This is a genomic window from Paraburkholderia nemoris (assembly GCF_905221015.1).
GTDB lineage: Bacteria > Pseudomonadota > Gammaproteobacteria > Burkholderiales > Burkholderiaceae > Paraburkholderia > Paraburkholderia nemoris.
In genome coordinates this window covers 37849-59974 of sequence record NZ_CAJNBO010000023.1, presented here as the reverse complement: position 1 = coordinate 59974, position 22126 = coordinate 37849, and the positions used below count along the sequence as shown (strand labels likewise).

Here is a 22126-nt window from a genome sequence, read left to right as displayed (position 1 = left end):
GCCGCTTTCTTTTGCCTACTTTTCTTTGCGGCGGCAAAGAAAAGTAGGTGCCCCCCGCACAGGGGGAACGCTAATAGACCACTAACAAATCAAGGAAAGGCCAACAGCCTAAGAACACAGACAACAAGCGCGCGCAGGCAAAAAAACTCATCTAACAGCCGACTTCCCATCCCCCAAAGGCTCCGCCTCATCCCCAGCAGCCGCATCCCGCGTCTCAGGCATCGCGGCCCAAACGAGCAGCACGGCAAGTGCCCCCGCCGCCGCAAGCCCAAAAAAGCTCACGGCATTGCCAAAATGATCCGCCACAAACCCAGCGGCAGTCGTGCTCAAAGTAGCCCCAATCCCCGCAGCCAACCCAAACAACCCAATACAAAGGTTATACCGCCCCTTCCCGCCGGCAACATCGGCGGCAATCAACGGCAGCATCACACCGAACACGGCCGCGCTCAGGCCGTCGAGCATCTGCACCGGCACCAGCAAATAAGGGCTGCTGATCCCGGCAAACAACAACGCCCGTATCGGCAACGCCGAAAACCCAAGCAGCAGAATCGGCCTGCGTCCCCATCGCTCGGCAGAGCGACCAACCCATGGCGACATCATCGCCACAATCGCCTGCGGCACGATGATGCACGCGGCAATCACGAGCTGCACGTTGTCGCCCATGCCGGCCGTCACTTCGCCAGCGGCGAGATTCAGCATCGCAGCATTCGACAAGTGAAACAGCACGATACAAGCCGCAAACAACAGCATCCGCTTGTCACGCAACAACTCGCGCAAACTCTCGCGTCGTTCGATCTGTGCCGGTGTCGGCCCGGTTTTCGGCAGCTCGATCGTGTCGGTACGCTGAATCATCGTCAGCGCGAACAGCGCAGGAACCGCCAGCGCCGCGGTCAGCCAGAACACCGCGCGGGGCGAATAGTATTCGCCGAATACGCCCATCAATCCGGCCGCGACGGCGCTGCCGATCGACGCCCAGCGCGCGTTACGTCCTAACCGGTCGCCCAGATTCGCGCGCCCCACGAGAGCGAATGAGATCGCGGCCAATGCCGGCGTCAGCATGCAACTGGCAAAGCCGTGGAATACCTCGGCGGCAATCACCGGCAGCACCGTCGGGCTCGCGGCCAGCAGCACGGCACTGAAGATGATCGCGAAGATCGCCCATGCAGCCGCGCCTTTCTTGTTGCGCAACGCGTCGACGGCAGCGCCGCCCGGCACCTGGCTGACCATCGCACTGATAGTGCCGACGGACAGCGCCATGCCGATCTCGCCCTGGGTCCACTTGTGCGAGGCGAGATACGACGCAATGAACGGCCCGAAACCCGTCTGCACGTTGGCGACGAAAAAATTCAGCCAATCGAGTGCGCGCAGACTTCGTGCGGTGACCAAAGTGCGGCCTGTCATCGGACCGCCCGTGTATTGGAACCCGCCGTGACTGTGGCCGGCGCGGCAGAAGCCGCAGTGGCGGGAGCGGCGGGAGCAGGCGCGGAGGCGGGAGCGGGTGGCGGCGCGGGTGACACCGCGCGGATCGGCTTGTCGTTGGCGTACGGCGGCGTCGCGTTGATCTGCGCATCGCTCAGATCGATCAACGGATGCAGCTCCTTGTCTTTCGTGACGAAACGTAGCGCCGACCAGTTGGCGGCAATCGTGCGCCGTTCGGTGCTGACCATGCCGTTGACGTCGAGCACGACCGCTTGCGGCTGCGCATTGGCGTCGATCAGCACATCGATCACGCGGCCGACTTTGGCGCCGTTTGAGCGCTCGACGTCGGTGTCGATCAGCGGCAATTGCACGGCGGCGGACTTCGCCGCGGGAGTCGGCGTGGCCGTCGCGTTGAGCGTGATCGGCGCGGTCTTCGCGGTGGGTGTGAAGCGGAACGCGTTCCACGGGAAATTGACCTTGCGATCGCCGACGCCGAGGAAACCCTGCAGATTGACCACGATTTCGCGCGGTTTGCCGCTCGCATCGGCGATCAGATCGACCGCGCGGCCCACCACTTTGCCGTCAGGCTTCTGCACTTCGCTATCGAGCAGGGCGCGCGCCTCGCTGCGCTCGATCGTGCGCAGCACGATCAGCGGCGCGGGCGCGGGCGGCGGCGGCGCGGGCGTGGCCACCGGCGGCGGAGGTTCGACCTTGCGTGGCTTGACGATCGGTTTCTTGGGCTTCTTCGGCTGTTCGGGCTCGGCCGCTTCAGTCTCGGCGGGTTCCGGCGCGGAGGCGGCTACGGGCGCGCTCGCGGGTTCGACGGGCATCACCGTGGCGTCGACAATCGGCGCCTGTTGCGGGCCCCACAGCAGGCTGCAACCGGACAGCGCGAATAGCGCGAACACAGCAAGAAGCAGAAGACGCCAGGCAGGACGCGAAAAACCGCCGCTCATCAAGAAGGACTCCATGGGCCAGTGCGGACGGGCGCTGTGGACCGCCGCAGTTAAGTCACGCTTTAACTCAGGTAAGGGCCAGAGTGTAACCCGCGGCGCCGGGGCGGCCCGGTTTTGCAGGCTTTCTGACAGGTGTCCGCGGCGCACGATTCATGCCGCGTTGGGCACTTCCGGCCGCGACGTAAGCCCGTTTTTGCGCGCTGAACCCTCAAAACCCTTTCACGACTCGATGACAAACCGTAGGTGTAAACGCGCGGGGCGTCCCCATGGTTTGCCGTCCCTTAAACGATATAAGCATCGCGACATGTCGAGCATGCCATTCATGCGATGGGAGACATATTTGTGTTGCCCTACATTTCGGGACAGCAAAAGAAGAACGGAGCATGCGGGTTGTCTGACGCATCGCCAGCCGACGTTCAAACCTTGCCACACCACATTAGATCAACGCAACGAGACGAACCTGATGGCGGCCGGAAACCGGGCCGTTTCAGCACGCTGATAAAGGAGGCACTCATCATGATGGAACCCCACGCCCAACCGATTTCTGAAGTCGGCGCCGAATCATTCGACGGAAAGGGCTTTCTCGACCGCTACTTCGAAATCTCTTCACGCGGCAGCTCGCAGCGTACGGAAATTGTTGCGGGCATCACGACCTTCCTCGCGATGGTCTATTCCGTGTTCGTCGTGCCGGGCATGTTCGGCAAAGCGGGCTTCGACACGAGTGCGGTGTTTGTCGCCGTATGTCTGACGACCGCCTTCGGTTCGCTGCTGATGGGTGTGTGGGCGCGTCTGCCGATCGCCATCGGCTGCGCGATTTCGCTGACTGCGTTCACCGCGTTCGGCCTCGTGCTCGGTAAAGGTCTACATCCGAACGTCGCGCTCGGTGCAGTGTTCCTGATGGGCGTGGTATTCACCGGGATCTCGGTAACGGGCGTGCGTTCGTGGATTCTGCGCAATCTGCCGACGGGTATCGCGCACGGCACGGGGATCGGCATCGGCCTGTTCCTGCTCCTGATCGCCGCGAACGACGTAGGTCTGGTCGTCAAGAATCCGGGCGCCGGTTTGCCGGTGGCCCTGGGCAACATCACGGCATTGCCGGCGATCATGTCGGTGGCGGGTCTGGCGGCGATCTTCGGTTTGGTGCGCCGTCGCGTGCCGGGTTCGATCCTGATCGTGATCGTCGTGATCTCGTTGATTGCGCTCGCAATCGATCCGGCGGTGGTGTTCCACGGCGTGTTTGCGGTGCCTTCGCTGAGCGCACCGGGCCATGCTTCGCTGATCGGCGCGATGGACATCAAGGGCGCGCTCTCGATGGCGGTCCTGCCTAGCGTGCTGGCACTCGTGATGACGGCCGTGTTCGACGCAACCGGCACGATTCGCGCCGTCGCCGGACAAGCCGGTCAACTCGACGGAAACGGCCGCATCATCAACGGCGGTCGTGCGCTGACGGCGGATTCGCTGAGTTCGATTTTCTCGGGCCTGCTCGGTGGCGCACCGGCGGCTGCGTATATCGAATCGACGGTTGGCGTTGCAGCCGGCGCGAAGACGGGTATGGCCGCAGCGGTGGTCGGCTTGCTGTTCCTCGTGGTGATGTTCTTCTCGCCGCTGGCCAGTCTCGTGCCTTCGTATGCAACGGCCCCGGCGCTGATGTACGTTGGTTTGCTGATGCTCTCGAACGTGAGCAAGCTGCACATGGACGATATGGTCGACGCGATGTCGGGCCTGATGTGCGCCGTGTTCATCGTGCTGACCGCCAACATCGTGACGGGCATCATGCTCGGCTTCGCGACGCTGGTGATCGGCCGCGTGGTGAGCGGCGAGTATCGCAAGCTGAACGTGGGCACGGTTGTCATCGCTGTCGTGCTGGTCGGCTTCTATCTCGGCGGTTGGGCGATCTGATTCTGCCGCATTGCGTTTTACGCGGTTTGCTGTAACGCGAGAGTAGGGCGGACTTTCCTCGCCGCCTCGCTCGAACGTGTAGTCGGTTGTTCTCCACCTTGACGCGGCGTATCGCAGGGTTCGATCTGCGATGCGCCGCGTATCTTTTTTCAGTATCCCCTTCGCACCTGCCGCTTCTTGCACGCTTTGAGAAAAGTGCGCACCTGTCCTTGACATCCTCACGCGTGTTTCTATACTTAACCTCATGGTTAAGTTTAATGAAACGTTACTCGATCGCACCTTTGCCGCGCTGTCCGATCCGACGCGGCGTGCGTTGCTCGCGCGTCTGTCGCAACTGAACGATCTGTCGGTCAGCGAACTCGCCGAGCCGTTTGCGATGTCCTTGCCCGCGGTGATGAAACACCTCGACGTGTTGTCTGACGCCGGTCTCATCACGCGCAGCAAAACCGGCCGCACGGTGGCGTGCCGCCTGTCAGCCGGACCGATGGAGGAAGCCATGGAATGGCTTACCCGCTATCAGCGCTTCTGGTCCGAATCACTCGATCGTCTTGCTGCTTTCGTCGAAGAGGAACCGCCATGTCCGCCAAACCCAACCACGCCCACCAGCGTCGTCACGACGCCGCGCCCGCGAAAGTCTGCCGCGTCTCTACGGAAGCGGCGCAATTCGTGACATGGATGCATCCGGCCGGCTGGAGCCATGGCCTCGATGCGCTGGAACGCTACCTCGCCTGAATTCGCGTGATTTGCTCTATCTAACCTGTATGACGCAGAGAAGGAGACGCACATGGATCCGCAACACCGTATCGGTACCCGGGAAGAATGGCTGGCCGCCAGTAAGGCGCTATTGGTCGAAGAGAAAGCGTACACACGCGCAGGCGATGAACTTGCCCGCAAACGCCGAGCGCTGCCTTGGGTGAAGGTCGAGAAGACCTATGTATTCGAAACGCCGCAGGGCCCCAAAACACTCGCCGATCTGTTCGGCGGCCGTAGCCAGTTGATCGTTTATCACTTCATGTTCGGCCCGGATTGGGAAGAGGGTTGTTTCGGTTGCTCGTTCGTGTCGGATCACATGGACGGCATCCTGACGCATCTTGAACATCACGACGTGTCCTACGTGGCGGTCTCGCGTGGGCCGCTTGCGAAGATCGAGGCCTTCAAAAAACGCATGGGCTGGAAGTTTCCGTGGGTGTCGTCGAATGAGAGCGACTTCAATTTCGACTATCACGTGTCGTTCACGCCGGAGGAGATCGCCAGTAAGAAGGGGTTCTACAACTTCACCGAGCAGGATGTCGGCATCGACGAGCTACCCGGTCACAGCGTGTTCTACAAGGACCCAGCGGGCGACGTCTATCACACGTATTCCACCTACGGACGCGGCGGCGAGCAGTTCCTCAGCGCGTACGCGCATCTCGACGTGGTGCCGAAGGGCCGCGAGGAGAAGAAGAATATGGGCGAATGGCTCAAGCATCACGATCGCTATGAGGAGAAGGCGGGCGGTTGCGCCGCGTGCAACCATTGACGCGCGCCGGCCAGGAATAAGCGGGACGTCATGCCCCTTTGCGTCCCGCTTCATAAAACAGCGCGAACAACTCCGATTGCGAGTTGACGTTGAGCTTCGTATAGATGTGCTTCTTGTGCGCGCGCACCGTCTCGAACGAGATCGTCAGTTTCTCTGCGATGGCGCGCGTTGAAAATCCGCTCAAGGTCAGCATCGCCACTTCCACTTCGCGTGCGGTGAGTGACGAGCGCCCGCCCACCGACGACACCTGCTCGAAACGCGCGGCATAGGTGGGCGCGTCCGCTGGGGCACCCGTATTGATCGCTGCTTGCGTCACGGCCTCGTTCGAGGCCGACTCCGGCGCATCGAACTTCTCATAGGGCAAGCGCTGCCGCAGCAGCGCGATCATCCATGGCGCACAGAGCGCGAGCACCGCCAGATCGCGCTCGCCATAGCGCTGCGTTGCGCCCAGCGAGAACGCCAGCGTATGCCTCGCGTCTATCATGTAGTTGAAATGCACTTCATCGCCGACGATGTTTTTCCTGAAGTACCGCTGGTAGTAGTCGGTCATCGAGAAGTTGTCGGGCGCGACGTCCGCCAGCGTGACGAAACCCGATGCGGGCTTCTCGGTCGCGGCGATATAGAACGGATCGAGTTGATAGAGCGCGGCGAGATAGTCCTGAAACATCACGTCCACCGTGCCGTCCGGTGTGGGCGATTCTGCGCAGACGAGCGGCGCCATGCCAGGTGTGAAGCGCAAGGCCACCCAGTTGTCGAACACGACATAGCGTTCGAGCGCGCGTGTGAGGCGAGTCCAGAATTGAGCGCTGTCGAGTGCTTCGATAACCGCGCCGATCTCGCGATGAAAGGCCAGATCGCGCCATTCGAGTTCCATGCGTGCTCCGTTGAGGGTAACCCTGCCGGGTGATTACGGTCAAAAATATGTCTGGTAATAATAGGCCCAACCTGAAACGCGGGCGCCTGACAACAGCCGCTATTTAACGCGAAGCAGATTGCTGAGCATAGGAGACAAAATGCTTCAACTCGAACTGGCACAGATCCCGATCGTAGACGGCGCCGTGGGCGTAGGCGGGGCAAACGTGCAACGCGTGCTGCAAACCATCGGTCAACGCGCGGCCGGAACCGATCTGATCGTGTTTCCGGAGACCACGCTGTCGGGCTTTCCGACGCGCGACACCATCGCGGACGTGGCCGAACCGATTGACGGGCCGTCGCTCACCGCTGTGCGCAACGCGGCGCGCGAAGCACGGGTTGCGGTGGCGGTCGGTCTCGCCGAGCGTGACGGCAGCCGCTTTTTCAACACCACGCTGCTGGTCGACGAACGCGGCGAGATCGCGCTGCGCTATCGCAAGACGCATCTGTGGGCGTCGGACGTCGGCGTATTCGAACCCGGCGACCGTTACGAGGTATGCAGCTTCAAGGGCCTGACCGTTGGCCTGCTGGTCTGCTACGACATCGAATTTCCGGAAACGGCGCGCGCCGTTGCCTCGCTCGGCGCCGATCTGCTGATCGTGACGAACGGCAATATGGACCCGTTCGGGCCGGTGCATCGCCGCGCAATCGTGGCGCGTGCGATGGAGAATCAGATGTTCGCGGCGCTTGTGAATCGCATCGGTTCGGGCGACGACAATCTCACCTTCCCCGGCGAATCGGCGCTGATCGATCCGTTAGGCGACGTGGTGTGCGACGCCGGTCACGAAGAAACGATCCTGCGCGCCACGCTCGATCCCGCGCGTCTCGAAGCCGCGCGTGAGCATTATCGTTATCTGCATGACGCGCGCATTTCGCTCGACCTCGCGACGCTGGACGGCGAGCAAGGGCAACGTGCGCGTGTGATCCGAACGCGCTAAGGCGTGCGCGCAGGTGTAGGTGCGCATAAGCACGCATCCACACCTGCGCGCAGCACGTTAAGCAAAGAATCATCGGCGCGACTTCCGCGCACCCTGCAAGACTGATCGACAAAACCCGACCGGGGCGCGTTCAACGTCGCCCTCGACGACGCTCGCCCATTCGCAAGAGGAGACACCGCATGACCCCGACATCCCCCACGGAACGCGCCGGCGCACCTGCCGCGCCCCAAAGCGCGCATCTGAAACGCACACTCGGCCTGCCTTCGGTTTTGCTATTCGGCCTCGCCTATATGGCGCCGCTGATTGTCTACGGCACCTACGGTGTGCTGGCGACCGCCAGTAGCGACACCGCCGCGCTCGCGTATCTGATTGCCCTGATCGCGATCGTGTTCACCGCGCTCAGTTACGGCAAGCTCGCGCGGCTTTTCCCGGTAGCGGGCTCAGCGTACACGTACACGCGCAAAAGCTTCAATCCGCATCTGGGGTTCATGATCGGCTGGGCCACCTTGCTCGATTACTTTTTCCTGCCGATGGTGATCTGGCTGATCGGCGCCGCGTATCTCAGCGCCGCGTTTCCGAACATTCCGAGCTGGATCTGGATCGTCGCGTTCATTGTGTTGACGAGCGGGCTGAATATTCTCGGCATCGAACTCGCGAACCGTTTCAACATCGTGCTGATGGTCGTGCAACTCGCGATCGTCGCTTTGTTTGTCGTGTTGTGCTGCCACTATGTGACTGCGGCGTCCGGTCCCGGCGGCCTGATTTCGGCCGAGCCGTTCTTCAAGCCGCATGTGCCTTTGTCAGCGACGATGGCAGGCGCCGCGATTGCCGCTTATTCGTATCTCGGCTTCGACGCGGTGTCGACGTTGACTGAAGAAACCATCGCCCCTGAAAAGACCATGCCGCGCGCGATTGTGCTGATTGCGCTGATCGGCGGCGCGATCTTCGTGATCGCCGCGTACACGGTGCAACTTGCGCATCCGGGTGCGGTGTTCAAGGACCCGGATTCGGCCGCGTTCGAAGTCGCACGCAAAGTCGGTGGCGATATCTTTGTGACGGTGTTTCTGGCCGGCCTGATTCTCGCGCAGTTCGCTTCGGGCATTTCGGCGCAGGCAAGCGTGGGGCGTCTGCTGTATGCAATGGGACGCGACGAAGTCTTGCCCAAGCGCATCTTCGGTTTCGTGCATCCGAAGTTCAAGACGCCGGCGCTGAACATCGCGATCGCGGGTGCAATCGGTCTTGTCGCGTTGAAGCTCGACGTGGCGACCTCGACCTCGTTTATCAACTTCGGCGCGTTTCTCGCGTTCACCGCGGTCAATCTGTGTGTGATCCGCCAGTTCTTCAATGCGAAGGGCAGTGCGAATGCGATGGGTGTGATCGGCGGCCTGCTGTTCCCGCTGGCCGGTGCGATTGCGGATATCTGGCTGCTGGTGAGTCTGGAGAAAACCGCACTGGTGCTCGGCGCGGTGTGGTTCGTGCTGGGGCTGTGCTATCTCGGCTGGATCACGCGCTGCTTCCGCCGCGCGCCGCCGGAAGTCGCGGTCTGATAACCGATGGCGCTGCCGCGCGCAGCGCCGAACTCACAACGCCATGTCGAAGGCGGGTTTGAGGAACAGTTCGATCGCCATCACGATCAGGCTCATCACGGCCGCGGACAGCGTCAACGTGCCGTACTCGTCGTAGCGTGCATCGTATAAGCACGCTACGACGAAAATAATCGCCAGCAGGTTGGTCAGCCAGTCGAAATTCAACGCCAAGGTCATCGATCAAATCCGGGCTTACGCGCGACTCGTATCGTCGGATCGCGCTATTACGTGAGCCGGATTCTAGCGAGTTGAGCTTACGGATTTGCTACGCCTGGGCTTACATGGATTACGCCCCGGAGGGAGTCCCCTCGGCTTACGGCCCGAAGGAAGCCCACTTGGGTTAAACCCCGAAGGAGCTCACTTGGCGGCCATCATGTCGTGCTCGATCCAGTCGATCACCGACGTGCGTTTGGGCTGCCAGCCGAGCAGTTTGCGCGCACGCTCACCACGCACGCGGCTGTTTGAACCGAGCCCGTACGAAGCCATTTCGTAACCCCATTCCTTCTGCGCGTCTGCGAGCGGCCAGTCTTGCGCCTCGCCCAGTTTCATCACGCGGGCGATCGCGGCGCTCATGTCACGAAACGACGCTTCGCCACTTTCGACGAAGTAGAAGGTGCCCGCCGGCGTCTTCTCCAACGCAAGGCGATAGAGTTCGGCGACGTCGCCGATATGCACGTTCGACCAGATGTTGCCGCCGCTGCCCACATGCCGCACCACGCCGCTCTTTTGCGCTTGGCGCACGAGTCGCGGCAGTTGCACGCTTGCGCTGCCCGGCACGTCGCCGTGGCCATAGATCAGCGTATTGCACAACACCGCCGAGCGGATGTTCTGCTGCGCCGCGTCGAGTACGAGTTGATCGATGGCGACGCGTGCCGCTTTGTCCGCGGTCGGCTCGGGCAGGGCGTCCTCGTGATAGATGCGTGCTTCGCCCGCTTCACCGCCCGATGCATCGCCGACGATGCTCGAGCCGCTCGTATGCAGAAACGGCTTGCCGGAGCCGGCCAGGCCGTCGATCAGCGCTTTCACTGCGCCTTCATGGTCGCTGCTCGCGGCGTTGATGACCGCGTCGGCGGCTTTGGCTTCGGCGATCAGCAGTTCGCGGTCGTCGAGCGTGCCGATCACGGGTTCGATACCGAGGCGTTGCAATTCAGCGCTGTGTTCGGGCTTGCGGATCAAACCGCGCACATGGTGGCCGGCGCGCACGAGGTGCGCCGCGATCGAGCCGCCAATAAAGCCGCTTGCGCCAGTAATGAAAATCTTCAAGACGTTCTCCTAAGGTGGAAACATCGGAAATACGATGACATGGACGCAGTATCCGCCGTCTTGATTCTCGCAAAAAGCGTGTTAGTCTCAAATCAATCTTGATTTGAAATCAATAATGAAGACTTCCACCGACGAATTACTGGTGTTCGCGACGGTGATCGACTGCGGTTCGATCACCGCGGCGGCCGAGAAATTGGAGCAGACCGTCTCCGGCGTGAGCCGCGCCCTCACTCGCCTCGAAAAGAAACTCGACACCGCGCTGGTGAGGCGCACCACGCGCCGTTTGCAACTGACCGAAGAGGGCGAAGCGTTCCTGCGACGGGCGCGGGCGATTCTCGACGCCATGGAAGAGGCCGAGGAATCCGTCACGCGTGGACGCGAGCGGCCCTCGGGGCGCTTGCGTGTCGATGCGGCGTCACCGTTCATGCTTCATTGCGTGGCGCCCCATATGAAAGCGTTTTCAGCGCTGTATCCGGAGATTCGTCTGGAGTTGACGAGCAACGAGCGGATCGTCGATCTGCTAGAACAGAAGGTGGATATCGCGATCCGCATCGGCGCATTGCAGGATTCGACCCTGCATGCACGCACCCTGGGCAGTAGCAAGCTGCGGGTGCTCGCGAGTCCGGCGTATCTGGCCGAATACGGCGAGCCGCGGTCGGTGGAAGCGCTGCGCTCGCACCGTCTGATCGGCTTCACGGCGCCGGAGCATCTGAATCGCTGGCCGTTGCGGGCGGCTGGAAAGGGCAAGTCCGAGACGCTGAAGATCGAACCGGCGATCACCGCATCGAGCGGCGAGACCTTGCGGCAGCTCGCGCTGTCGGGATGGGGCATCGCCTGTCTCGCCGACTTCATGACCGCGGCTGACGTGCGCGAAGAGCGGCTGGTGCCGATTCTCGGCAACGTGCTGGTGGATGAGCGGCAGCCGGTGAGTGCGGTGTATTACCAGAGCGCGTCGCTGGCGGGGCGCGTGCAGTGTTTCCTGGATTTCATGGCGGCGCGGGTGAGGTTGTAGCGAATCGCGTCGAGTTTTTTTGTCCGCTTGCCGCTCTGTATTTTGAACGTGTATATACAAGTTGTTTGTTGCGACGAGCAAATGCGACGCGGCGCGCTGACACCCGAAATCCCCGGCTCAAGCGATATGCATGCCACGTAAGCTCCCAGCTCTAATGGAAACTCCCAGGCCCGAGCTTGAAAAAATAAGTTGTATATACAAGCCGACGCCGCTAGACTTCATCTTGAATTGTATAGACAAGACAGGACACAACACCATGATGATTCTGAAGCCCGGCTACCTGACCCTCCCGCAACTGCGCCAGATCGCTCGCGAGCACGTCGCGCTGCAGCTCGATCCCGCCAGCCACGCCGCCATCGACGCCTGCGCCAAAGCCGTCGCCGATATCGCCGCGAAGGGCGAGCCGGCATACGGCATCAACACGGGTTTCGGGCGCCTCGCCAGCACGCACATTCCGCATGACCAGCTCGAGCTGCTGCAGCGCAATCTGGTGCTGTCGCACGCGGTCGGCGTCGGTGAGCCGATGTCGCGTCCGGTCGTGCGTCTGTTGATCGCGCTGAAGCTGTCGAGCCTCGGCCGCGGCCACTCGGGCATCCGCCGCGAAGTGATGGAAGCGCTGATCACGCTGTACAACGCCGACGTGCTGCCGGTGATTCCGGTCAAGGGCTCGGTCGGCGCATCGGGCGACCTCGCGCCGCTCGCGCATATGTCGGCAACCCTGCTGGGCGTCGGCGAAGTGTTCGCGAAGGGCGAACGCATGCCGGCTACCGAAGGCCTCGCGCTGGTTGGCCTGAAGCCGCTCACGCTGCAAGCGAAGGAAGGTTTGGCGCTGCTGAACGGCACGCAAGCCTCGACCGCGCTCGCGCTCTACAACATGTTCGCGATCGAAGACCTGTTCCGCACCGCACTGGTGGCGGGCGCGTTGTCGGTGGATGCAGCAGCGGGTTCGGTCAAGCCGTTCGACGCGCGCATTCACGAACTGCGCGGCCATCAGGGCCAGACGGACGCGGCAACGGCCTACCGTTCGCTGTTGCAAGGCTCGGGCATCAATGTCTCGCACGCCGATTGCGACAAGGTTCAGGACCCGTACAGCCTGCGCTGCCAGCCGCAAGTGATGGGCGCGTGTCTGGACCAGATGCGCCATTCAGCCGACGTGCTGCTGATCGAAGCGAACGCCGTCTCCGACAATCCGCTGATTTTCCCGGACACGGGCGAAGTGCTGTCGGGCGGCAATTTCCATGCTGAGCCGGTCGCATTTGCCGCTGACAACCTCGCGCTCGCGGTCGCGGAAATCGGCGCGTTGGCCGAACGCCGCATCGCGCTGCTGATCGACGCGACGCTGTCGGGCCTGCCGCCGTTCCTCGTGCGCGATGGCGGTGTGAACTCCGGCTTCATGATCGCTCACGTGACGGCCGCGGCACTCGCCTCCGAGAACAAGACGCTCGCGCATCCGGCTTCGGTCGATTCGCTGCCGACGTCCGCGAACCAGGAAGACCACGTTTCGATGGCGACGTTCGCTGCGCGCAAGCTTGGCGACATCGCTGAAAACGTCGCGAACATTCTGTCGATCGAGCTGCTCGCTGCCGCGCAAGGCGTCGATCTGCGCGCGCCGCACAAGACCAGCCCGAGCCTGCAGAAAGTGATGGACGCAGTGCGCAAGGACGTCGCGCATTACGAGCTCGATCACTATTTCGCACCGGATATCGCGGCCGTTACGCGTCTCGTGCAGAACGGCACGATCGCGAAGCTGAGCCCGTTCTCGTTCGCGTCCGAGCAGTAAGCTCGAACACCACGTTTCAAGCACGCCAATCAAGCCAATGAACGCACCGGCCTATCAGGGCATCAAGGACTTCATCCTCGGCCGCATCCATGCGGGCGAATGGGCTGAAGGCGACCAGGTGCCCTCCGAAAACGAGCTCGCCCGTGAATTCAACGTGGCGCGCATGACGGTCAACCGCGCGTTGCGCGAATTGACTTCGGAGCAGGTGCTGACGCGTGTGCAGGGCTCGGGCACGTTTGTCGCCCGGCCCAAGTACGAATCGACCCTGGTGGCGATCCGCAGTATTTCCGACGAAATCGTCGCGCGTGGTCATCGTCATCAGGCGAACGTGCTGCACATCGGAGCGAGCATCGCCGACGAAGCGCTTGCCGAAGAAATGCAGGTGAGCGCGGGCAGTCCGGTGTTTCATTCACGCGTGCTGCATTTCGAAAACGACGAGCCGGTGCAACTCGAAGAGCGCTGGGTCAACCCGGCGGTCGCGCCGGAGTACGCCTTGCAGGACTTCACGAACACCACGCCGAATCAGTATCTGGTGCGGGTGGCGCCGTTGCAGCGCGTCGAGTACCGCATCGAAGCTCTGGCTGCGGATGCGGATACCCGCGAGCTGCTGACGATGGATGAACTCGAACCGTGCCTTGTGCTGCATCGGCGCACGTGGTCGCAAAGCCAGGTCGCCTCGATCGCCAATCTCTGGCACCCCGGCAGCCGCTATCGCTTCACCGGACATTTCTGATTTCGCCGCTTTTAAAGACCGCTTTTAAAGACCGTTTCCGACTCATTTCCCTGAACTTCTCCCGCACATTTTCAAGCATCCCGAGGGCCACCATGAACAACCCGAAACACATCGACCCGCGTCTGGACCCGACCCGCACGATCCGCGCACCGCGCGGCGCGGAAAAGACCTGCAAGACCTGGATCGCGGAAGCCGCGTACCGGATGATCCAGAACAATCTGGATCCGGAAGTCGCCGAGCATCCGCACGCGCTGGTCGTGTACGGCGGTATTGGCCGTGCCGCGCGCAACTGGGATTGCTTCGATCAGATTCTCACGTCGCTGAAAGACCTCGAAGAGAACGAGACGCTGCTGATTCAATCGGGTAAGCCGGTCGGCGTGTTCAGGACGCATGCGGACGCACCGCGCGTGTTGCTGGCTAATTCGAATCTGGTGCCGCATTGGGCGACGTGGGAACACTTCCACGAACTCGATCGCAAGGGCCTGATGATGTACGGGCAGATGACCGCGGGCAGCTGGATTTACATCGGCAGCCAGGGCATCGTGCAAGGCACCTACGAGACGTTCTTCTCGGTGGCGAACCAGCATTTCAACGGCGATCCTTCGGGCCGCTGGATTCTGACGGGTGGTCTTGGCGGCATGGGCGGTGCACAGCCGCTGGCCGCAACCATGGCCGGCTTCTCGATGATCGCGGTGGAATGCGACGAGACGCGTATCGACTTCCGTCTGAAGACGCGTTACGTCGACAAGAAAGCGGCGACGCTCGACGAAGCGCTCGCCATGCTTGAAGAAGCGAAGAAGGCAGGCAAGCCGGTCTCGATCGGCCTGCTCGGCAACGCAGCGGACGTCTTCGCTGAATGCGTGACGCGCGGCATCACGCCGGATTGCGTGACCGATCAGACCAGCGCGCACGATCCGATTCACGGCTACCTGCCGCAAGGCTGGAACGTCGAAGACTGGCGCGAGCGTCAGAAGACGGTGCCGGACAGTATCGTGCTGCCCGCCAAGCAATCGATGGCCAAGCAGGTTCAAGCGATGCTGACGCTGCAGGAACGCGGCGCCGCTACGCTCGATTACGGCAACAACATTCGTCAGATGGCGCTGGAAATGGGCGTTGAAAACGCCTTCGACTTCCCGGGCTTCGTGCCGGCGTATATCCGCCCGTTGTTCTGCGAAGGCAAGGGCCCGTTCCGCTGGGTCGCGTTGTCGGGTGATCCGGAAGACATCTACAAGACCGATGCGAAGGTCAAGGAATTGATCCCCGACGATCCGCATCTGCACAACTGGCTCGACATGGCGCGTGAACGCATTGCGTTCCAGGGTCTGCCGGCGCGGATCTGCTGGGTCGGCGTGAAGGATCGTTATCGTCTGGGCCAGGCGTTCAACGAAATGGTCCGGAACGGCGAGCTGAAGGCGCCGATCGTGATCGGCCGCGATCACCTCGACACCGGTTCGGTGGCAAGCCCGAATCGCGAAACCGAATCGATGAAGGACGGCTCGGACGCGGTCAGCGACTGGCCGTTGCTCAACGCACTGCTGAACACGGCAGGCGGCGCTTCGTGGGTCTCGCTGCATCATGGCGGCGGCGTTGGCATGGGCTTCAGCCAGCACTCGGGCGTCGTGATCGTCGCTGACGGTACCGATGCTGCGAAGGAGCGCCTCGGCCGCGTGCTGTTCAACGATCCGGCGACGGGCGTGATGCGTCATGCGGATGCGGGCTATGAACTCGCGCAGGAAACGGCGCGCGAGGCAGGGTTGAATCTGCCGATGCTGGGCCGTTGATCGTGACGGTTGTCTCTAAAGTGGCAACCACAACGCTCATTCGCGGCGCCGACCTCGTGGCGGCGCCGTGGAAGAACGGCGGCGGCGTCACGCGCGAAGTGGGGGCGTCTCCCGCAGGCGCAGGCCTCGATGCATTCACGTGGCGCGTCAGCATCGCCGACGTGGCGCAAGCGGGGCCGTTCTCGCGCTTCGCGGGCATCGACCGCACGCTGGTGTTGTTGTCGGGCGCGGGCATGCTGCTCGATGAAACCGACGACACCGGTGCTCACGCCGTGAAGACGTACGCGTTGACTCACCCGCTCGATATCGCGCAGTTTGCGGGCGAAGCGCGAATCGATGCACGCCTTGTCGACGGCGCCACGCGCGACTTCAACCTGATGGTCCGCCGCGGTGCGGCGGTGGGCGAAACTGAGGTATGGCGCGGCGCGACGCAACGTACTTTGTCCGCCGACGTGGTGCTGTTGTTCTGCGCAAGCGGCGCGGTTTCGGTCACGCTCGGTGGCGAGAGTCAGCCGCGCATGCTCGAAGCCGACGACACACTGCGCATCGACACGCCGAACGCGCTGTCATGCGTGGTCGAGGGCGCGGGCGCATTGCTCGCGATCAGCATCCGCTATACGTGATCACTGCAACGATGACGACGATTCGCGTGCGCGCTTGAATGTTGCCAAACACCTGGCAAAGGCCAGGCAAAGCGCGCCGCGAACCACCACAGACACGCAACGAGCTGCAAAGAGCTGCAAAGAGCAAGCGATGAAGCAAACCGTCTGGCATCACCTGAAACTCTGCCCTCAGGGCAATCCCCAACACACGCTGCCCGATGCCGCGATTGCCGTTGAAGACGGCAAGATCGCATGGCTCGGTGCGGCTTCCGACTTACCTGTTCACTACGCCGCATGGCCGCGCGAAGATCTGCATGGCGCGTGGGTGACGCCAGGCCTCGTCGATTGCCATACCCATCTGGTGTACGGCGGCCAGCGTGCGGATGAATTCGCGCAGCGTCTCGCGGGCGTCAGTTATGAAGAAATCGCGCGGCAGGGCGGGGGCATCGTTTCGACGGTGCGCGCCACGCGTGCCGCCGACGAAGACTCGCTGTTCCGCCAATCGGCCGCGCGCCTCGAACCGCTGCTCGCCGAAGGTGTCACCGCGATCGAAATCAAATCCGGCTACGGCCTCGATCTCGCCAGCGAACGCAAGATGCTGCGCGTCGCGCGCCGGTTGGGCGAGCGCTATCCGGTGACGGTCTATACGACATTTCTCGGGGCGCATGCCTTGCCGCCTGAATTCGCGGGAAGAGCCGATGCGTACATCGACGAAGTCTGCAACACGATGCTGCCCGCGCTCGCCGACGAAGGACTGGTCGACGCCGTCGACGTGTTTTGCGAACGCATCGGTTTTTCTCTGGAACAAAGCGAGCGCGTGTTCCAGGCCGCGGAGCGCTACAAATTGCCGGTGAAAATGCACGCCGAGCAGTTGTCGAACGCTGGCGGCACGGCGTTGGCCGCGCGTCACCATGCGCTGTCCGCGGACCACCTTGAATTCCTCGACGAAGCCGGTGTCGCCGCGATGAAAGCGTCTGGCACCGTTGCCGTTCTGCTGCCTGGCGCGTACTACTTCATCCGCGAGACGCAATTGCCGCCTTTGGATTTGCTGCGACGCTACCAGGTGCCGATCGCGATTTCCACCGACAGCAATCCCGGCACGTCGCCCACCACCTCGTTGTTGCTGATGATGAACATGGCGACCACGTTGTTCCGCATGACCGTGCCCGAAGTGCTGCAAGGCGTAACCACGCATGCGGCGCGTGCACTCGGCAAGGCAGACCAGCATGGCTCGCTGCAAGCCGGGCGCGCAGCGGATTTCGCGGTGTGGTCGGTGGATTCGCTTGCCGAGTTGGCTTACTGGATTGGGCGTCCGTTGTGCGCGCGAGTCGTGCGCGCAGGCGAGACTGTTTATACACGGCGTGATTTGAGCTAGGGCCTGAGAGATGATGCAATCAAAACAATCACTATTCGCCGATCACGCCTATCTGCCCGACGGCTGGCGCCGCAATGTGCTGCTGGAATGGGACGCTAACGGCACGCTGACATCCGTGACGCCCGATACGGCGGCGATTCCCGACGGTGTGCAAAAAGCCGCCGGCCCCGTGTTGCCTGGCATGCCGAATCTTCACTCGCATGCGTTTCAGCGCGCGATGGCCGGCCTGACCGAATATCGTGCGAACGCAACGGACAACTTCTGGAGCTGGCGCGATCTGATGTACCGCTTCGCCGCTCGGATCACGCCGGAAGGGCTCGCTGCCGTCGCGCAGTGGCTCTACATCGAGATGTTGAAGGCGGGCTACACATCGGTCTGCGAATTCCATTACGTGCACCACACGCCGGATGGCAGCCGCTATTCGAATCAGGCGGAACTGGCGCAACGTGTAGTGGACGCCGCGTCGGCGAGCGGCATTGGCATGACGATGCTACCCGTGCTGTATCAGTACAGCGGTTTCGGCTCGCGCCCTCCGCGCGAAGATCAGCAGCGCTTCATCAACACACCGGAGAGTCTGCTCGATCTGCTCGGCACGGTGCGCGCGGCGCGTCCCGAGAGCGCGGCCTTACGCTATGGCGTTGCGCCGCATTCGCTGCGCGCGGTATCGGCCGATTCATTGCACGCATTGCTGAAGGGCATCGATCGAAGCGCGCCGGTTCACATCCATATCGCCGAGCAAACCGCCGAAGTCGACGCTTGCGTCGAAACCGAAGGTGCGCGGCCGGTGCAGTGGCTGCTCGATCGTTTCGACGTCGACAGCCGCTGGTGCCTCGTGCACGCCACGCATGTCGATGCGAACGAAACACTGGCGCTCGCAAAAAGCGGTGCGGTCGCGGGTTTGTGTCTGACTACCGAAGCGAATCTCGGCGACGGTATTTTTCCGGCGCAAGAGTATCTCGACGCGCAAGGGCGCATCGGGGTCGGATCGGATAGCCATATCGGCGTCGACTGGCGGGCGGAATTGCGTTTGCTCGAATACGGCCAGCGCCTGACACGCCGTCAGCGCAATGTGCTGGCATCGGCGCACGCCACGCACGTGGCCGATCGTCTGTTCGACGCGGCGCTCGAGGGCGGCGCGCATGCCACCGGCCGTGCAGTGGGTGCATTGCAAGCTGGCCGCCGTGCCGACTGGCTGGTGCTCGATCCGGATCATTCGAGCATCGCCGAGCATGCGCCGAACGCGTGGCTCTCGGGCGTTGTATTCTGCGAACATGGCGAGACGCCGATTCGCGACGTCTATGCGGGCGGCGACAAAGTTGTGGACAATCGCCGCCATCGTGATGAAGAGGGCGCTTACGCGTGTTATCGCGGGGCGCTCGCCGAATTGCTCAAGTAAACTGCTGACAGCCCTTGGCTGTTGCGAAATGCTCGCATGAATGGCTGAACACGCTGAGCCTTCGATTTTTATCGATCCCATCGATTCCGGACTGATATGACTGCTTCGTCTACTACTACTCCGCCGGTTCTATCGCTGCATCAGGGAAGCCTGCCCTTGCTGATTTCGATCCCGCATCTGGGCACGCAAATCCCCGCCGATATCGCCGCAACGATGACGCCGGTCGCGCAGCGCACTGACGACTGCGACTGGCATCTCGACCGTCTCTACGCGTTTGCGAAACGCATGGGCGCATCGATCCTGGCGCCGACCTACGCGCGTTATGTGATCGACCTGAACCGTCCGCCCGACGGCGCGAATCTCTATCCGGGGCAGGACACCACCGGCCTGCTGCCGGTCGATACCTTCGACAAGGAACCCCTGTACCTCGACGGCCATCTGCCGACCGACTCCGAAGTCGCGCGTCGGCGCGATGCTTACTGGAAGCCCTATCACGACGCGCTAACGGGCGAACTCGCCGAGCTGAAGGCGAGGCACGGCAAGGTGCTGCTGTGGGAAGCGCATTCGATTCGCTCGCACGTGCCGCGTTTTTTCGAAGGACGTCTGCCGGATTTCAACTTCGGCACGTCGAACGGCGCCAGTGCGGTGGCGGGATTGGGCGAGGAATTGGCCGCTGTGGTCGGACGGCATGGCGGATATTCCGCTGTCGCCAACGGGCGCTTCAAGGGCGGGTATATCACCCGGCAGTACGGGCAGCCGTCGCAGGGCGTGCATGCGGTCCAGCTCGAGTTGTCGCAGATTACGTATATGGAAGAGCAGATGCCGTATGCGTATGACGAAGCGCTGGCTGCGAAGATCGAGCCTTTGCTGGAAGAACTTGTGATGACGGCGTTGGAGCGCGTCAAAGCGGCTTAACGGCGAAAGCCCGACGTCGCCGCTGTCCGCGGTATCCATTTCATCTTTTCCACGCGGTTCGCCGCGCTTCGCATTCCGCGAGGCCGCGACCGCGTCGGCTCACACCGCAAAGGTGTAACAGCATGTGTCCGTGATTGCATGCTGCGGCGTTCGCGCCGAACGTATAGAGCGTCGCAGGTTTCGCTGAATATCTGACCGGAGCCTCGTCAAAGCGGAGCGGCTACAAAAAAGCCCCGCTTGTGGCGAGGCTTTTCGATGCGCGCGCTATGGGGCGCTGTGTAACGCTCAATGGCAGCGACGTTCCCAGTGATGGTGGACGCGCACCTTGTGGCATTCGCGGTGGTGCTCGTAAGCTTGAGCGGGAGCGACGGCGCTCAGGGCGACGATCGTTGCTGCGATGGCGAGGACAATTTTCTTCATTACAGAATCCTTAAATCATGGTGGTGGTGCTAACGCTGCAGCACGTGGCGTGCCACAACGGTTCGAAAGGATGCCACACATCGCGCGCGCAGCGAAGGAACGCTGGCCGAATGCATGGGTCAACTCAAAACGCCGGGCTTCGTGGCGTTTTATCCCCGGACGGCGGCGCGCCGTAGCGTGTCATTTCGGTACCTCGACAGTCGCGGAATGCGCGCGGGCATTGCGCCCCATGTGCTGAAGCGGCTACCCTTTCAGAACGATGACGTGTGCAAGCGCGTCATCCGTACATCGGGCAAAAAGATGGAAGACCCAGCGATGGAAGATTCCGACGAATTGCTACTCCCGGTCTGGCGAGCGAACCTGGTGCTGCTGACCCGCGAGGTCGGCGCCGCGACGCGTCTCGCGCGCATGATGACCTTTTCCGCCAGCTACCTCAAATTGATTCTGTCCGGCCAGCGCGAATTCAGCGAGGAGTTCGTGCGCGGCATCGAGGCGGTCACCGGCTTGCCGGGTGGCTGGATGAACGTGTCGCATACCGAGCATGACATCCCGGCCAATGCACGCGAAGCGATCGACAACGAACAGCCGCTGGCGCGTTTTCGCGGCACGGCGCATCCGGTGCGCAAGAAGACGGTGCTGCGGCCACCCGAGCCGATTTTCGGCCAGACCGCGCCGGCCAAGCGCGTAGAAGAAGAGACGCTCGACGCCGAAGCGCATCGGCGTCAGGCCCACTTCCGCAAGGTTCGCGATCTGGCGATACAGGACGTGCGGCGTTTCGAACGGCATTTGAGTCATGCGCCGGTGGAGCTTGCGTCGATGCGATCGAAAGTGGAGGACGTGATCGCCGCCGCCGATCTCGACGACCCGATTCAGGCCGACCTGGCGGGCCGGCTCGAGCAGATCGAAAAGCATCGGCATTTGCTGCTCAGGCATGTGGAGCGCTTGCAGGCTTTGCTCGCGCAGATTGGGGGAGGGGATTGAAGCTTGCAGCTTGTGCAGTTGGGCGTCTTTGTTGCATGCAGGCTTGTTGAACCTCCTGATCGTCCGGCCGCAGCCTAACGCCTGCGTCGCGCGTGAAATTCCGCCTCGAGCGTCCACGTGACGCCATCCTGCGCCAGTGCAACGCCGGTCCAGCGGAACGAATCCCTCGTGATATCGGTGAAATTCCATCGAATCGGCGTGCCGTTGGCATGCGTGCCGATCTGCACGAGATCATTGCCGACGCGCCGGCCGATCAGTTCATCGCGCTGGCCGGTCAGCGGATTCATATAGGTCACGCGCCAGGCACGCAGCGCCGGGTCCCACACCCGCAGCGTGGTGCCGTACATGGTGTCGGCGGCTGTGGGCCCTGCGTGATGTTCGCGGCGGGGCGGCATGATCCACACGTCCTGCACGGCGCGGCCCTCCAGTACCCAGCCAAAATGAATCTCGCCGCGGCGGCGCGCGTTGCCGAGGTCGACGCGGTAATGCAGCACGTCCATGTCCCAACTGCCGATCAGCCAGCCGTAGAGGTCGTCGGTGGCGTCGATGTCGGCGGCCCGCGCCGGGGCGCTCAAGGCGGCGTGAAAGCCGCAATCGACGGTGTCGTCCAGCATGTTCATCGTATGTGCTCCTTCGGGC

The 22126-nt window shown here is 62.4% G+C and carries 21 protein-coding genes; 14 read left to right on the top strand and 7 right to left on the bottom strand.

What is annotated here, in order from left to right; translation table 11 throughout:
• Window positions 1-147: 147 nt before the first annotated feature.
• Together KHO33_RS29955 and KHO33_RS29950 are read right to left on the bottom strand one after the other, a co-directional pair.
• Complete coding sequence (locus KHO33_RS29955; protein ID WP_093646737.1) at window positions 148-1401, bottom strand: MFS transporter; 1254 nt, start codon at window positions 1399-1401, stop codon at window positions 148-150.
• Complete coding sequence (locus KHO33_RS29950; protein ID WP_054040569.1) at window positions 1398-2375, bottom strand: PRC-barrel domain-containing protein; 978 nt, start codon at window positions 2373-2375, stop codon at window positions 1398-1400. Before KHO33_RS29950 ends, KHO33_RS29955 begins: the two co-directional genes overlap by 4 nt.
• A 516-nt stretch (window positions 2376-2891) precedes the next feature.
• On the opposite strand from KHO33_RS29950, the gene KHO33_RS29945 reads away from it, so the two are divergent.
• From KHO33_RS29945 to KHO33_RS29935, 3 genes are all read left to right on the top strand, one after another.
• A complete protein-coding gene (locus tag KHO33_RS29945; protein WP_054040567.1) occupies window positions 2892-4274 on the top strand; it encodes an NCS2 family permease in 1383 nt (460 codons plus the stop codon).
• Window positions 4275-4518: 244 nt separating this feature from the next.
• A complete protein-coding gene (locus KHO33_RS29940; protein ID WP_054040565.1) occupies window positions 4519-4944 on the top strand; it encodes an ArsR/SmtB family transcription factor in 426 nt (141 codons plus the stop codon).
• Window positions 4945-5058: 114 nt separating this feature from the next.
• Window positions 5059-5793 (top strand): DUF899 domain-containing protein, encoded by a 735-nt coding sequence (locus KHO33_RS29935; RefSeq protein ID WP_054040563.1) that lies wholly within the window; start codon window positions 5059-5061, stop codon window positions 5791-5793.
• 28 nt (window positions 5794-5821) lie between these two features.
• On the opposite strand, the gene KHO33_RS29930 is transcribed toward KHO33_RS29935, so the two are convergent.
• Window positions 5822-6667: a response regulator transcription factor gene (locus tag KHO33_RS29930; protein ID WP_054040561.1), complete on the bottom strand. Its 846-nt coding sequence runs from the start codon at window positions 6665-6667 to the stop codon at window positions 5822-5824.
• A gap of 139 nt (window positions 6668-6806) precedes the next feature.
• On the opposite strand from KHO33_RS29930, the gene KHO33_RS29925 reads away from it, so the two are divergent.
• Window positions 6807-7643 carry a carbon-nitrogen hydrolase family protein gene (locus KHO33_RS29925; protein WP_200566501.1) on the top strand — a complete coding sequence of 279 codons (837 nt, stop codon included), beginning with the start codon at window positions 6807-6809 and terminating at the stop codon, window positions 7641-7643.
• 179 nt (window positions 7644-7822) lie between these two features.
• Window positions 7823-9190, top strand: coding sequence for an APC family permease (locus KHO33_RS29920; RefSeq protein ID WP_200566500.1), 1368 nt, complete (start codon window positions 7823-7825; stop codon window positions 9188-9190).
• Window positions 9191-9223: 33 nt separating this feature from the next.
• Here the strand turns inward: KHO33_RS29920 and KHO33_RS29915 are convergent, their stop codons facing one another.
• Together KHO33_RS29915 and KHO33_RS29910 are read right to left on the bottom strand one after the other, a co-directional pair.
• Window positions 9224-9406 carry a hypothetical protein gene (locus KHO33_RS29915; RefSeq protein ID WP_093646755.1) on the bottom strand — a complete coding sequence of 61 codons (183 nt, stop codon included), beginning with the start codon at window positions 9404-9406 and terminating at the stop codon, window positions 9224-9226.
• Window positions 9407-9586: 180 nt separating this feature from the next.
• Window positions 9587-10492, bottom strand: coding sequence for an NAD-dependent epimerase/dehydratase family protein (locus KHO33_RS29910; RefSeq protein ID WP_200566499.1), 906 nt, complete (start codon window positions 10490-10492; stop codon window positions 9587-9589).
• A gap of 115 nt (window positions 10493-10607) precedes the next feature.
• Here KHO33_RS29910 and KHO33_RS29905 point away from each other — a divergent pair, with 115 nt between their 5' ends.
• The 8 genes from KHO33_RS29905 (at window position 10608) to hutG (ending at window position 20086) form a co-directional block, all read left to right on the top strand.
• A complete protein-coding gene (locus tag KHO33_RS29905) occupies window positions 10608-11504 on the top strand; it encodes a LysR family transcriptional regulator (protein ID WP_200566498.1) in 897 nt (298 codons plus the stop codon).
• A gap of 256 nt (window positions 11505-11760) precedes the next feature.
• On the top strand, window positions 11761-13284 hold the full coding sequence (hutH, locus tag KHO33_RS29900) for a histidine ammonia-lyase (protein ID WP_128576689.1): 1524 nt from the start codon (window positions 11761-11763) through the stop codon (window positions 13282-13284).
• A gap of 37 nt (window positions 13285-13321) precedes the next feature.
• Window positions 13322-14017 (top strand): histidine utilization repressor, encoded by a 696-nt coding sequence (gene hutC, locus KHO33_RS29895; protein WP_054040559.1) that lies wholly within the window; start codon window positions 13322-13324, stop codon window positions 14015-14017.
• Window positions 14018-14109: 92 nt separating this feature from the next.
• Window positions 14110-15798 (top strand): urocanate hydratase, encoded by a 1689-nt coding sequence (gene hutU, locus KHO33_RS29890; protein ID WP_093646762.1) that lies wholly within the window; start codon window positions 14110-14112, stop codon window positions 15796-15798.
• 2 nt (window positions 15799-15800) lie between these two features.
• Window positions 15801-16421 carry a HutD/Ves family protein gene (locus tag KHO33_RS29885; protein WP_407946204.1) on the top strand — a complete coding sequence of 207 codons (621 nt, stop codon included), beginning with the start codon at window positions 15801-15803 and terminating at the stop codon, window positions 16419-16421.
• 130 nt (window positions 16422-16551) lie between these two features.
• Window positions 16552-17775 (top strand): imidazolonepropionase, encoded by a 1224-nt coding sequence (gene hutI, locus KHO33_RS29880; protein WP_200566496.1) that lies wholly within the window; start codon window positions 16552-16554, stop codon window positions 17773-17775.
• A gap of 10 nt (window positions 17776-17785) precedes the next feature.
• Complete coding sequence (locus tag KHO33_RS29875; protein WP_054040557.1) at window positions 17786-19171, top strand: formimidoylglutamate deiminase; 1386 nt, start codon at window positions 17786-17788, stop codon at window positions 19169-19171.
• 96 nt (window positions 19172-19267) lie between these two features.
• Entirely contained in the window at window positions 19268-20086 is an 819-nt protein-coding gene (hutG, locus tag KHO33_RS29870; RefSeq protein WP_200566495.1) for an N-formylglutamate deformylase, read from the top strand.
• Between the two features lie 285 nt (window positions 20087-20371).
• On the opposite strand, the gene KHO33_RS42665 is transcribed toward hutG, so the two are convergent.
• Window positions 20372-20506: a hypothetical protein gene (locus KHO33_RS42665; RefSeq protein WP_266212797.1), complete on the bottom strand. Its 135-nt coding sequence runs from the start codon at window positions 20504-20506 to the stop codon at window positions 20372-20374.
• 315 nt (window positions 20507-20821) lie between these two features.
• Here KHO33_RS42665 and KHO33_RS29865 point away from each other — a divergent pair, with 315 nt between their 5' ends.
• Window positions 20822-21487 (top strand): hypothetical protein, encoded by a 666-nt coding sequence (locus tag KHO33_RS29865; protein WP_054040612.1) that lies wholly within the window; start codon window positions 20822-20824, stop codon window positions 21485-21487.
• A 74-nt stretch (window positions 21488-21561) separates the two neighbouring features.
• On the opposite strand, the gene KHO33_RS29860 is transcribed toward KHO33_RS29865, so the two are convergent.
• Window positions 21562-22107, bottom strand: coding sequence for a hypothetical protein (locus KHO33_RS29860; protein WP_054040553.1), 546 nt, complete (start codon window positions 22105-22107; stop codon window positions 21562-21564).
• Between the last annotated feature and the right edge of the window lie 19 nt (window positions 22108-22126).